The 13,219-nt window shown below is 66.0% G+C and carries 8 protein-coding genes; 6 read left to right on the top strand and 2 right to left on the bottom strand.

Features of this window, described 5'->3' with window-relative positions; genetic code table 11:
• Nucleotides 1-66 precede the first annotated feature (66 nt).
• The 6 genes from AC5RUM_RS17655 (at nucleotide 67) to AC5RUM_RS17630 (ending at nucleotide 12,065) form a co-directional block, all read left to right on the top strand.
• On the top strand, nucleotides 67-1,191 hold the full coding sequence (locus AC5RUM_RS17655) for a Gfo/Idh/MocA family protein (RefSeq protein ID WP_494036173.1): 1,125 nt from the start codon (nucleotides 67-69) through the stop codon (nucleotides 1,189-1,191).
• 9 nt (nucleotides 1,192-1,200) lie between these two features.
• Nucleotides 1,201-3,267, top strand: a complete 2,067-nt coding sequence (locus AC5RUM_RS17650) for an FAD-dependent oxidoreductase (RefSeq protein WP_494036172.1) — start codon at nucleotides 1,201-1,203, stop codon at nucleotides 3,265-3,267.
• Nucleotides 3,264-4,133, top strand: a complete 870-nt coding sequence (locus AC5RUM_RS17645; RefSeq protein WP_494036171.1) for a TIM barrel protein — start codon at nucleotides 3,264-3,266, stop codon at nucleotides 4,131-4,133. The genes AC5RUM_RS17650 and AC5RUM_RS17645 overlap by 4 nt, the downstream gene beginning before the upstream one ends.
• On the top strand, nucleotides 4,130-4,969 hold the full coding sequence (locus tag AC5RUM_RS17640; protein WP_494036170.1) for an aldo/keto reductase: 840 nt from the start codon (nucleotides 4,130-4,132) through the stop codon (nucleotides 4,967-4,969). Before AC5RUM_RS17645 ends, AC5RUM_RS17640 begins: the two co-directional genes overlap by 4 nt.
• Nucleotides 4,970-4,982: 13 nt before the next feature.
• A complete protein-coding gene (locus tag AC5RUM_RS17635; protein ID WP_494036169.1) occupies nucleotides 4,983-6,764 on the top strand; it encodes an FAD-dependent oxidoreductase in 1,782 nt (593 codons plus the stop codon).
• A gap of 363 nt (nucleotides 6,765-7,127) precedes the next feature.
• Nucleotides 7,128-12,065: an NAD-glutamate dehydrogenase gene (locus tag AC5RUM_RS17630; RefSeq protein WP_494036168.1), complete on the top strand. Its 4,938-nt coding sequence runs from the start codon at nucleotides 7,128-7,130 to the stop codon at nucleotides 12,063-12,065.
• A 274-nt stretch (nucleotides 12,066-12,339) separates the two neighbouring features.
• Here the strand turns inward: AC5RUM_RS17630 and AC5RUM_RS17625 are convergent, their stop codons facing one another.
• Complete coding sequence (locus tag AC5RUM_RS17625) at nucleotides 12,340-12,498, bottom strand: zinc ribbon domain-containing protein (protein ID WP_494036167.1); 159 nt, start codon at nucleotides 12,496-12,498, stop codon at nucleotides 12,340-12,342.
• 260 nt (nucleotides 12,499-12,758) lie between these two features.
• Nucleotides 12,759-13,205, bottom strand: a complete 447-nt coding sequence (locus AC5RUM_RS17620; RefSeq protein ID WP_494036166.1) for a DUF4383 domain-containing protein — start codon at nucleotides 13,203-13,205, stop codon at nucleotides 12,759-12,761.
• Nucleotides 13,206-13,219: the final 14 nt, after the last annotated feature.

Raw genomic sequence — 13,219 nt, 5'->3', positions numbered from 1 at the left:
CCAGGCCCAGCCCCCTGCCGGACCGCACCACACTTTCCTACCAGCACCAGAAAGATGGCCCTGTTGATGACCACCCCATCACCTGTCACCGTCCGCCCCCTTCGCATCGGAATCGCAGGATGCGGGGCGATCTCCCGCAACCACCTGGAGGCGTTCATCGCCCTTGACCAAGTCGTCATCGTGGGCGTCTGCGACATCGACCTGAAGCGCGCCCAAGACACCGCAAAAGCATGGGAAATCCCTGCAGCGGTCAACACAGTCCAGGAGCTCTTGCGGCTGGATTTGGACATCGTCTCGGTCTGCACCCCGCACCCCACCCACGAGGAGGTGGTGCTGGAGGCCGCCGCGGCAGGAGTCCACGTGCTCTGTGAAAAGCCCATCGCCACTGAATTGGCGTCCGCAGAGCGCATGGTGAAGGCCTGCGACGATGCCGGCGTGAAGCTGGGTGTCCTCTTCCAACGCCGGTTCTGGCCAGCCGCCCAGCGCATCCGCACAGCGATCGACGATGGCACGCTGGGGCGGCCCATCATGGGCCAATGCTCGGTGATGCTGCACCGCGAGCCGGAGTACTACTCCTGCGACGCCTGGCGCGGGACATGGGCCGGTGACGGCGGCGGGGTCCTCATGACCCAGGCCATCCATTACATCGACCTGCTGCAGTGGTTTATGGGAGACGTGGCCGAGGTCTACGGGAAAATCAGCACCTATAAACATGGCGAGCACATCGAAGTCGAAGACTCAGCGACCGCCGTCATCACGTTCACCTCTGGCGCCATGGCCACCCTCGAAGCGTCGACGGCGGTGTCGCCAAGCTTGGGCGTACAGGTCCGGGTCACGGGGGAGACCGGCGCCTCCGCTTCCCTGACCGAATTCCCGGAAGGCAGCGACGGGCGCGTGGACCTGTGGGCCGTGTCCGGGACGATCAGCACCGAGCCTGTTTACCCCGCGGGAGTTGACCCGAACGTCAGCCTCGCCACGATCAACGGCCAGCTCATCCCGCACCACACCGCGCAGGTCCGAGATTTCGTCCGGAGCATCCGCGGAGGCGGTGAACCGGCCATCACCGGCCAGGACGCGACGAAGGCCTTGCGGATACTGCTGGCGGTTTATGAATCGTCCCGAACAGGTAATCCCATCCGCTTCACCCCGCTGCCTGCAAGCACACGACCCCTTGCGCAGATCGCGGGCTAAGGAACAGCAATGGAAACGAACACACGCTACGCCGCACGCCCACTGACACTGGGCCGCAACGGCCGCACCCCGAAGACCCTCCGCAACCGCCTGGCCTCCGCTCCCATGGAACGCAACTACGGCACCACCGATGGGCACATCACCGAGCAGTACATCGACTACCTCGTGACCCGCGCGAAGGCGGGCCTGGGCCTGGTCACCACCGAGGCCACCTACGTCCGCGCCGACGGCAAGGGCCGCACCCACCAGCTGGGCCTGCACAGCGATGCCATGATCCCGGGCCTTCGCAGACTCACAGACGCCCTGCACGCCGAAGGTGCGCTGGCCGCCGTCGAACTCAACCACGGCGGCCGCACTGCCCAGACCGCCCTCTCCGGGCACAAAAACCTGGCGCCCTCACCGGTGGCATGCGAGGTCGCAGGCGGCGAAGTTCCCCGTGAACTCACCGTCGAGGAGTGCCACGAGCTGGTGGAGGCCTACGCCCAAGCTGCCCGCCGCGCCTTGAAGGCCGGTTTCGACGTCATCAACATCCACGGCGCCCACGGCTACCTGATCCACCAGTTCATGTCACCCATCTCCAACCACCGCACGGACGAGTTCGCCGTACCCGAACGTTTTATGAACCTCGTCATCGATGCCGTGCGGGCAGCGGTCCCGGACACCGTCGTGGGCATGCGCGTGTCCGTAATTGAGGGCCCTGCAGACGGCATCTCCGCCGAACAACAGCTGGCCATCATTGCGAAGGCGCACCTGGAGCAACTGGACTTCCTGGATATTTCCGCCGGCAGCTACGAGGCCGGCGAATGGATCGTGCAGTCCGGCGAATGGAAGCCCGGTATCCTCGCCGACTACGCCAAGGCCTACCGGCAGTTTGGCCTGCCGCTCGGCATGGCCGGTCGTCTGAACTCCCCGGAAATCATCGAGGAGGTCCTCAGCCAGGGGACCTGCGACTTCGTCAGCCTGGCCCGGGCCATCCACGCCGATCCCGCGTTCGTGGGCGGCGTCCTGCGTGATGAGCGGTACCGCCCCTGCATCGCCTGCAACGTCTGCATCGACAACCTGGGCCTGGGCCAGGTGACCTGCACTGTCAACCCCGCGGTGGGACGTTCCCGCGTCCCGATCCCCACGCCAGCCGTCCGCAAACGTTCCCGCGTCGTCGTGGTGGGCGCCGGTCCCGCGGGCCTCACGGCCGCCCGGGAACTCGCCGAAGCGGGAGCACAGGTGACTGTGCTCGACGACGGCGCCCGCGCCGGCGGTCAGTTCGCCCTCGCGGAGCGGATGAAGTCCACCCCGGACTTCCACCGCTTCGCCGAATGGTCTGCCGCGGAGAACGCACGGCTTGGCATCGACGTCCGGCTGGGTTCGCACGTGGACACTGACCACCTGAACGGCCTTGTCCGCGACACTGCTGCAGACGCCGTCGTGCTGGCCACCGGAGGGCTCCCGCCCGCCGCCGGGTTCATTGGGGAAGAGTCCGCCAACGTCCTGGACGTGCGCGAATGGCTCGCCGCCCACCCCGAGGCCTTTGACGCAGACGCCACGCATCCCGTCATTCCGGATGCCGTGACCATCTGGGGTGCGGATTCCGTTGCCATGAGCGTCGCGGACACGCTGGCTGACCGGGGGACTGCCGTCCTGCTCATCGGGCCGCAGACGACCATTGCCCCCGAGTCCGGCCGCCGAGCCAAAATCCTGGCCGTGCCCCGGCTCGAGGGAAACCCCCGGGTGCGAATCCGCCTCGATTCAACCATCGAGGAATACGACGGCGGCCGGGTCCGGATCAGCGGTCCAGGCCTTGCCTCAGGAGGCGAGTGGCTGGACGCGCCGGGACCGATCCTGGTTTCGCGCTCCGTGGTCCCGCTGGAGGCCACTGTCCCGGCGGAGATCCGCGACGCGGACCTGAGCCGCCGGGCCGGAGTGCCGGTGACGCTGGCCGGGACCGTGGTGGACCAGACACCCGCCATCGCCTCCAACGCCGTCAAGAGCGGCTACGACGCAGCACAGCGGATCGCCTCTCTCCTGTCGGCAGGCGCCACTTCAAACAACGAACTGAGCCTGAACGGAGCAAACTCATGACCCGAACCGCGCACAGGCCCAGCGGCCTGGCCCAGCTGTCCCTGCTGAACACCGCGCCGCCTGAAATGGTGGGAGTCGCTGCCCAGGCAGGCTTTGATTTCATCGGCGTCCGGGTGCGCCCGGTGACGCCAACGGAACGGCCCTACAACCTCCAGCCAGGCTCGCCGATGCTGCGCGAAACCCTCTCCAGGATGCAGGACACCGGCGTCACCGTGCGGGACATCGAATTTCTGCTGCTGGACGGCAGCGAGCAGCGCGAAGCCTGGCTGCGCATGATGGAAGCCGGCCAGGCCTTGGGGGCAAGTTCCCTCACCGTCGCGGGAGCTGATTCGGACAGCTCGCGGCTGGTCCACACATTGGCCCGGATGACCGAGGACGGGCGCGGTTTCGGTATCACCCCCACCCTTGAAGCGATCTCCTACCAGCACGTCGCCTCGATCGCACAGGCCGCGGACATCGCCCGCCAGGCCGGCTGCAGCATGGTGGTGGACACTCTCCATTTCAACCGCTTCAACGGTGACGGGGCTGCCAGCCAGTGGGCAGAACTGCATGCCAACGCAGATTTGGTGCCGCTGCTTCAGCTGTGCGACGGCCCGGCGGAACGGCCAGTCACGCGGGAAGCGCTCGTCGCCGAGTCAAGGTCTGAGCGTGAGGTCCCCGGCGCAGGCGCATTCGGGCTTGCGGACGTTGTGGCCGCATTACCGGACGGGCTTCCCGTCAGTGCAGAGACACCGTCGGACCGGCGGGTGGCCGAACTCGGCGAGCTGGGGTGGGCGCGATTACTCAAATCGGGGGTGGACGCCGTGCTGGCAACGGCCGGAACTGTCCAGAGCACAGCAAATCTTCAGGGGACAGGAACCAAATGAACGGCATCACGAAAGAGATCACGACAGCAGAAGTCACTCCCGGCGTGCACATTCCGCTCATCGGCTTGGGAACATGGCCCCTGACCGGTGAGGATGCCGCAGTGGCGGTGCACCAGGCCATCAGCAATGGCTACCGACACATCGACACGGCCGAGAACTACGCCAACGAGGCCGCCGTGGGGGAGGGGATCCGCCGCAGTGGAATCGAGCGCGGAGACCTTTTCCTCACCACCAAGTTCAACACCGCTTGGCACAGCCGGACCGGCGTGCGCGAGGCCCTTGGCCGTGCCGTGGAGCGGCTAGGCACCGACTACCTGGACCTGTTCCTGGTGCACTGGCCCAACCCCGCCCAGGGGAAGTTCGTTGAAGTCTGCGAAGGGCTGCAGGACCTCGTCAACGAGGGTTCAATCCGGGCCTGGGGTGTCTCGAACTTCAAACCCGCGCATCTGCGGCTGGTCCAGGACGGAGGCCTGGCCGTCCCGCTGAACCAGGTGCAGGTTGATCCTGAGCACGGCCAGCCGGCCCAACTGGCATACCACCGCGAGCACGGAATAGTCACTGCCGCCTACAGCCCCCTCGGCCGCAACGGGAGCTTCCTCAGCCATCAGGCAGTCAGCGGTCCTGCCAGGAAGCTCGGCAAGACCCCGGCCCAGATCATCCTGCGCTGGCATGTCCAACACGGCCGTGTGGCTGTGCCCAAGTCCGCCGACAACCAACGTCAACGGGAAAACCTGGACGTCTTCAGTTTCGCCCTGACCCAGCAGCAAATGGCTGCAATTGACGCACTCGAAACCGGTGCACCGCCGCGCCTGGACTCCGACACCTACTTCCACTGAGAAAGCACTGAAAATGCCTGCACCCGTAAATCCTCCATCTGCCCTCCCAAGCCTGGACTGCGATGTCCTGGTCGTCGGCTCCGGCGCCGGCGGCCTCGCCTCCGCAGTTACCGCGGCCTACCACGGACTGAAGGTAGTGGTTGTTGAAAAGGCAGACGTCTGTGGCGGTGCCACGTCCTGGTCCGGTGGGTGGGCGTGGACTCCCGGCAACCCGCTGGCCAAAGCCGATGGTGTGAACGAGGACCGCGAACGGTTCCGCACCTACCTGCGCCACCGGCTCGGCAGGAACTACCAGGAAGACAGGGTGGATGCATTCCTCGAGGCGGTCCCTCACATGGTGGGCTTCTTCCAGGACAAAACCAGCCTCCAGTTTGTCCCGGGAGCCAAGATCAAGGACATCTACGGCAGCACTCCCGGTGCGGGCACAGGGCACCGCTCAGTAGGACCAAAACCCCTGAACGCCCGCCGGATCAAGCCCGAACTGCGCGCCAAGATGCGCCACCAGCTCTATGAGACCTCATTTCTGGGCATGGGCATCATGGCAGGCCCAGACCTGACAAAGTTCCTTTCCGCCTCCCAAGGCAACATCCGGGGCATTTTCCACGCAGGCTGGCGGGTGGGCTTTCACCTCCTGGACCTCCTCACACACCGCCGCAACATGCAGCTGGTCAACGGAACCGCGCTCACCGGCCGGCTGCTGAAGTCCGCCGATGACCTGGGCGTGGAGATCCGCGTCTCCACGCCCGCCAAGCACCTGCTCACCGACGGGTCCGGCACGGTGACGGGCGCCGTCGTGAATTCCCCCGAAGGCGAACTGCAGATCAACGCCTCCCGCGGCGTCGTCCTGGCCGCCGGCGGGTTCCCCCATGACGTCTCCCGCCGCAAGCAGCTGTTCCCCAAGACGCCCACCGGCCATGAGCACTGGACACTCGCGCCGAAGGAAACCACCGGCGACGGCATCACCATGGCGCAGGCCGTGGGCGCCCGCTTCGAGACCGATGTGGAGTCCCCGGCCGCCTGGTGCCCGGTCTCGCTGGTCCCGTACCGCAATGGACGTACCGGAACGTTCCCCCACATCATGGACCGGGCAAAGCCGGGCAGCATCGGTGTCCGCCGGGACGGCAAGCGATTCGTCAACGAGGCCAACGGCTACTACGACTACGTCGAAGGCTTGATCAACGCCACCCCTGAGGGCGAACGGGTGGAAGCCTGGCAGATCGCTGATGCAGCCTTCGTACGCAAGTTCCCCTTGGGCATGGCGAAGCCGCTTCCCGTGCCGCTGTTCCCCTACCTGCGATCCGGCTACCTTAAGAAGGGCAACACGCTTGAAGAGCTGGCCGCAGAATGCGGCATTGAACCCCAGGGGCTGGCGGAGACCGTTGCGGCTTTCAACGCCAATGCACGTAAGGGAACGGATCCCGATTTCGGGCGCGGCGGGACTGAGTTCAACAGGTACGGCGGTGACCCCGGGAACCGGCCCAACCCCTCCCTGCGCCCCCTTGAAAAGGGTCCCTTCTACGCGGTGAAAATTGTCCCCGGCTCCTTTGGCACCTTTGCCGGGCTCGCAGCCGATGCCCGCTCGCGGGTCCTGGATATACAGGGCAAGCCCATTCGTGGGCTCTACGTTGCGGGCAACGACCAGGCCTCAGTCATGGGCGGGCACTACCCGGCCGGAGGAATAAACCTCGGCCCGGCATTGACCTTTGGCTACATCGCCGGACGCGACCTCGCAAATGCCACACACTACGAAGACGATGGCGCCTGGGCGCCCGCAGCGTCCGCCGCCCCATCCTGACAGGAGGCAAAGCGTCACTTGTCTGGCTCGCTGCTTCTGTCGGCTCTGAGCGTTCGGGTACAGGGGTTCCGGCGGAGGTTAGCTGCCAACACGGGGTGATACATACAGTCCGCATTACCACCGGTCGGGGTGCGCGGATTACTGCTTCGGCAGTTCGGGCGGCGGGGACAACGACGCCATCCGTGAGCGTCCTGGCCGTGGCAGACTCCACTGGCGAGGATCCGATGGGGCTCCACTAAGTACCCGTGTTGAACGGCAACACTGGACGTGCCTCCCGTCGGCGGCCATGATGAAAAGAGGTGCGGGGCAGGATGAACAGCCGCATTTGGCGGCAGCATAACCGCGCTGTGGAGGCGCATTGGCATGTCACGCAGATCGGGGCCCCCGCAGCCCGCGGCGGCTGATCCCTTTGAGCCCGACCGGCATTTCCTCGCCGACTACTATGCGCACGTAGCCGAGGAGGACCTCCGGAACTACAGCGCCGAAACCCTCCGGGCCAGGGCCATGCACCATCTGGAGGTTGCATCCCGCCGGCCTCCCGGGCAAGCAGCTGTGGGCGTCCTGCATGAGCTGGATGCGAGTGTGGTGGCCGTGGTCATGGAGGACCTGCCGTACCTGGTTCACTCCGTGACGGCAGAGCTCACGCGCGAGGACGCCTCGATCGGGCTGCTCGTCCACCCGACCTTCCTGGTGCTGCGCGATCCTGTTTCCCACCAGTTGCTGGAGATCCGGCCCGGCCCTGCCAGGGAAGGCCTGGACAGTGAGCCGGCACCGGAGGTCCCTTTGGCGGAGGTCCCCGTTCCCGAGGGGCCAAAGGGAAGCGAATCAACCGAGATCTGGCTCGCCGTCGAAATAGGCAGGATGGCGGACGCCGCCGCCACCAACGAGCTTACGGAACGGCTGCAGGGAGTACTCGACGACGTGCGGGTCACCGCCGCGGACGGCGCCGCAATCAACGCCAGGGTATCCGAGGCTGTCGTTGACCTGGACAACTTTCCGCCCGCTGCGGTTCCGCCCGTCGAACAGCTGCGCGCCCTGCTCCTTTGGCTCGCCGACGGCAACTTCGTCTTCCTCGGCTATTGCGAGTATGGACGCACGACGACGGGCGGCCGGGAGCTGTTCACAGAGCACCGGGGTTCCGCGCTGGGCCTGCTGCGGCGCCCGCAGGGGGACGGTCACCGGCAGCCGGCGTCTGGGGAGCCAGGGCCTTGGCGGCCGGAAACCGGCGAGCCCGGCATCCCGGGTCCGCGGGTGTTGACGCTTGCCACGTCCGACCTCCGGTCAACCGTCCTGAGGGGCTCCTACCTGGACGAACTCCGCCTGGAGGTGTTCGGCCAGGACGGTGAAGTCACCGGGGAGAAGCGGTTCGTGGGGCTGTTCACCCCCGGCGCAGCACACCAGTCCGTCCGCCGGATCCCGGTGATCCGCGAAAAGGTCCAGGCCGTCAGGAAACACCTTGAGCTGTCCCCCAAGTCCCACCAGGGCAAGGATCTGCTGGCCATCCTGGAATCCTTCCCCCGGGATGAGCTTTTTCACATAGAGACCGATGACCTCGTCCGGCTCTCGGCCGATGTCCTCCGCGCTGAGCAGCTAAGGCGCACGCGGCTGTTCCTTCGGCCGGACAGCTTTGGCAGGTTCATGTCCGTGCTGGTGTTCTTCCCCCGCCGCCGGTACAGCACTGCCGTCCGGCTGCTCATGGAGCAGGAACTGCGGCAGGCCTTCAAAGCGAAATCCATCGAGTTCGAGGTCCGGCTGACCGATTCCCCCATGGCCCGCGTGTTCTTCCGGATCCTCATGGACAATTCCCCCGCGAGTACCCGGACGGCAAGTGCCGTCGGGGCCGAACCCCGCCCGGCCGCCGTCGACCCCGCCGCGCTGGAGCGGCGCGTGATAGCCGCCACGCGGTCCTGGGCGGAGGGGCTCGATGAACTGATCAGTGACCGTTTTCGCGGGCAGGATGCTGCCCGGCTTTCGCGGCTGTGGGCGGAGGCCTTTCCGGCGAGTTACCGGGCTGATCATGAACCGGACGCCGCGATGAGGGACATCATCAGTTTCGACACCTTCGACCTCGACGGCACGGGTGGCCGCTCCTTGGATGACCCGCTCTTGGCGGTGCAGGTCCCGCAGGCAACGTCGCCGACCCTGGCCGGTCCGGTCCGGATCCGCCTGTACCTGACCGAGGCCCGTAGCCTTACCCAGATCCTGCCTTTCCTGCATCATCTCGGCCTCGAGGTGCTGAACCAGCGGCCGTTCGACATTCGGCGCGGGGACGGCCAGGACCTGTTCCTGTACGACCTTGGCGTGAAGTACCCCGCCGGTGTGGATCCGGAGGCCACCAGCGGCCTGCTGGCGGAGGCGTTCTCCGCTGCCATGCGGGGCGACGTGGAATCGGACCGGATCAATGCGCTGGTCATCCGGGAGGGGGTTGGCTGGCGGCAGGCGTCCATCCTGCGAAGCTATGCCAAGTACCTCCAGCAGCTGGGGACAACGAACTCGTACGGCTTCATCGCAGATACCCTGATGGCCAACGTCCGGGCAACGCACGCGCTGCTGGCCCTGTTCGAGGCGAAGTTCGATCCGGCACTGGACGTGAGCGGACGTTTCCGGGACACTGCCGCGGCGCGGGCTGAACTGCTGTCGGCGATAGACGAGGTCCCCGTCCTCGACGCCGACCGGCTGCTGCGCACGTTCATGAACCTGGTGGAAGCCACGCTCCGCACCAACTACTTCCAGGACAAGCCGCATCTGAGCTTCAAACTGAATCCCGCGGCCATCGCCAACGCCCCGTTTCCGCGGCCAAAGTACGAGATCTGGGTGTACTCCCCGCGCGTGGAAGGTGTCCATCTCCGTTTCGGGGAGCTTGCGCGCGGCGGGCTGCGCTGGTCCGAGCGGAGCGAGGATTTCCGGACCGAGGTCCTGGGCTTGGTCAAGGCCCAGAACGTGAAGAACTCCGTCATTGTGCCCACCGGGGCCAAGGGCGGCTTCTACCCCAAACAGCTGGCGGACGCGGCCGCGGACCGGGAGGCCTGGCAGGCCGAAGGGCTTGCGTGCTACCGGATCTTCGTCAGCGGGCTGCTGGACCTCACGGATAACCTGGTCACTTTGGCGCACGGGGAAGCCGTGGTGCCCCCGGACCGTGTTGTGCGCCACGACGGCGACGACTACTACCTCGTGGTGGCGGCGGACAAGGGAACGGCAACCTTCTCCGACGCCGCCAACGCCGTGGCTCAGGAGTACGGCTTCTGGCTCGGGGATGCGTTCGCCTCCGGCGGGTCCGTGGGCTACGACCACAAGCAGATGGGGATCACCGCCCGTGGGGCGTGGGAGTCCGTCAAACACCACTTCCGCGAGCTTGGCATGGATCCGCAACAGGAAGAGTTCACGGTGGTCGGCATCGGAGACATGAGCGGCGACGTCTTCGGGAACGGGATGCTGCTCTCGCCGCACATCAGGCTCGTGGCCGCGTTCGACCACCGGCACATCTTCCTCGATCCCGACCCTGACGCCGCAGCCTCCTTCGCGGAGCGGCAGCGGCTCTTTGGCCTGCCGCGGTCCTCCTGGGCAGACTACAACCTGTCGCTCATCAGCGAGGGAGGCGGGGTCCACTCACGCCGGGCCAAGGCGATCGACATTACCGAACAGGTCCGGACATCCCTGGGCCTGGACCCGGGAACGGCAGCGCTGACGCCCCACGCGCTCATGCAGGCCATTCTGCGGGCACCCGTTGACCTGCTCTACAACGGCGGTATCGGAACCTACGTCAAGGCATCGTCCGAGAGCCACACCGACGTGGGCGACAAAGCGAACGACCCCATCCGGATCAACGGCAACGAGCTGCGGGCCCGGGCTGTGGCCGAGGGCGGGAACCTCGGTGTCACCCAGCGCGGCCGAATCGAGGCAGCCCTCAGCGGCGTCCTGCTCAATACCGACGCGATCGATAACTCGGCGGGGGTGGACTGCTCCGACCACGAGGTCAACATCAAGATTTTCGTTGACAGGATGATCGCGGCAGGAAAGATGCAGGCCTTCGAGCGCACCGGCTTCCTGCAGTCCCTCACCGACGAGGTGGCCCGGCTGGTGCTGGCCAACAATGTGGACCAGAACGTCCTCCTGCTCAATGACCGGCACCTGGTGCTCGAATGGAGCCCGGGCTTCGAGCGGATGATGGATTGGCTGGAGAATGCCACCGATCTGGACCGCGGGCTGGAGGCGCTGCCCAGCACGGAACAGCTCAGGGAGAGACTGCGCTCAGGCAAGGGGTTGACTACTCCGGAGCTGTGCGTGCTCGCCGCCTATGCGAAGGTGGAGCTGGCCAGGGAATTGACCGCCAGTTACCTTGCGGATGACCCCTGGTTCAAGAAGGTTCTCCGCGGCTACTTCCCGCGCCAGCTGTCCGAGCGCTTCGATGCCGAGCTGGACGCCCACCCTCTGCGCCGGCAGATCGTGTGCACAGTGTTGGCCAACGACATGATCAACCTCGGCGGGATCACCTACGCCTTCCGCGCAATCGAGGAAACCACCGCCACGGCCGCCGCCGTGGCCCGCGCCTTCGTCGTGGCGCGGGAGGTCTTTGACCTGCCGTGGTTCGTGCGCCAACTGGGCGCCCTGCCCGCCAGATATCCCACTGAACACGCCGCGCAAGTGGCCATCCACATGCGCAGGGTCCTGGACCGGGCCACCCGCTGGTACGTCACGCATGACCATCGGGACCAGCCGGTGGGCGAGGCCCTGGACCGGATCATGCCCACCCTGGACCTGCTGCGAGCCAGAACGGCGGACTATCTGCGCGGCTCCGACCTTGACCGCGTCCAGGAGCGCCTCACGCGCTGGGGCAGTGTCGGGCTCCCCCACGAGCTGGGCAAACGCGCGGCGGACATGCTGGAGAGCTTCGGGCTGCTCGACATCTCCCTGGTGTCCGAGCAGGTGCACGAACCCATCACCGCCATCGCCGACCTCTATTACGCAGTCTTCCAGCGCATTGGCGCGGCGAGCCTGCTGCTGCGCATCACCGACCTGCCCCGGCACAGCCGGTGGGAGACCCTGGCCCGGGCGGCGCTGCGGGACGACGTCTATTCCGCGGTGGCCGACATGACGATCTCCGTCATGCAGATGACGCCGGACGCCGGCTCCGGGTCCGGCCGGACCGACGTGGTGGAACGCATCGTGGCGTGGGAGCGCGGGCACCAGGAGCAGCTGGCTCGAATCAAGGACACCTTTGCCGAAGCGACCAAGCCGGGGCAGGTGGACATCGCCTCGATCTCCGTGGCCTTGAAACTCCTGCGGACACTCGTACGCCGGTAATCCCGGCGGGCGGAGGCCTCCGTGCGCACCTGCCGGCGGATACCTCCTGGCAACGCCCCGAGCAGCACTGCACCACGGTTTGGGCGCTGAGTTGCTGGGTGAGCCAGCGGCGACGGGGCTCGCCAGGGCTTCTGACGCTCCTGCGCGTAGGCAGGCTACTGCTGGCCGGAGTCGTGTCGTGAAGTTTGCATGTCTCGTAAGCCAAGGCCCGTAAGACTAAGTCCCCCACCAGATCACAGCTTTTTCCCTCGGGTCAGAAACGGGAACCGTCTTGTTACCGGCTTAGGGCGTTTTTCTCGCGTTTGCTGATGGAGGAGTGTTGCCCGCAGTTTGAGCACGTGATGCGGTACGACCTGGAGGTGGTGAAGACGGGGATGAAGAAGAGTGTGATCTTGGTGGCGCGCTCTTCGAGGTAGTGCTGAACGAAAGCCATGCAGTATCGGCATGTTGCGGCTCGGGAGGGTAGTGCCTTGAGTTTGGTACTTAGTCCGAAGATGAAAAGCATCAGCGGCCTTTCGATGGTGACGGTCATGGGGGTGGGTGGCTGGCCGGGGCGATAAATGTGTCCGGGATCGGGATATTCCGCCCTTTGCGATGTTGCCCTGTCTGGTACTCCACCCGGACCGCCCGCCACAACGGCATCCCGGCAGGGGATGAGCGGCAGGGATGAGCCGTAGGTGGCTTTGGCGGTCGTCATCGGCGGGGTGCGGTGTTCCGGGACAGGAGTACCGCCAGGGAGATCATGCCGAGGCCGAGGATGAGGTGCAGCCAGTTGTCGGCGTTGTTGACGGGGACAAAGTTTGCGGGTGTGGCGTGGCCGACGAGCAGTCCGTAGAGCCAAAGGACCAGGTAGATGATGCCGCCGTAGAGGAGGAAGCTGCTGGCCTGGCTGTGGGTGCGGGCCATGAGGATACCTGCGGCGCCGAAGAGCAGGTGGACAATGTTGTGCAGCACGGACACCTGGAAGATGCCGAGCAGGAGGGCTTCGGATCCGTGTCCTGCGAATCCCAGGGCGTCGTAGTTGCTCGTGATGCCGGGGATGAATCCCAGGATGCCGACGAGTAGGAATACTGCCCCGACGGCCTGGGATGCTGTTTGAAGTCTGGTCTTGGGTGCGGTTGTGCGGTTGGTGGTCATCATAATCGTGGACTCCT

The sequence above is a fragment of the Arthrobacter sp. B2060 genome (assembly GCF_059090445.1).
The sequence above is the reverse complement of the archived record's forward strand: the minus strand, read 5'-3'. Positions and strand labels throughout refer to the sequence as shown.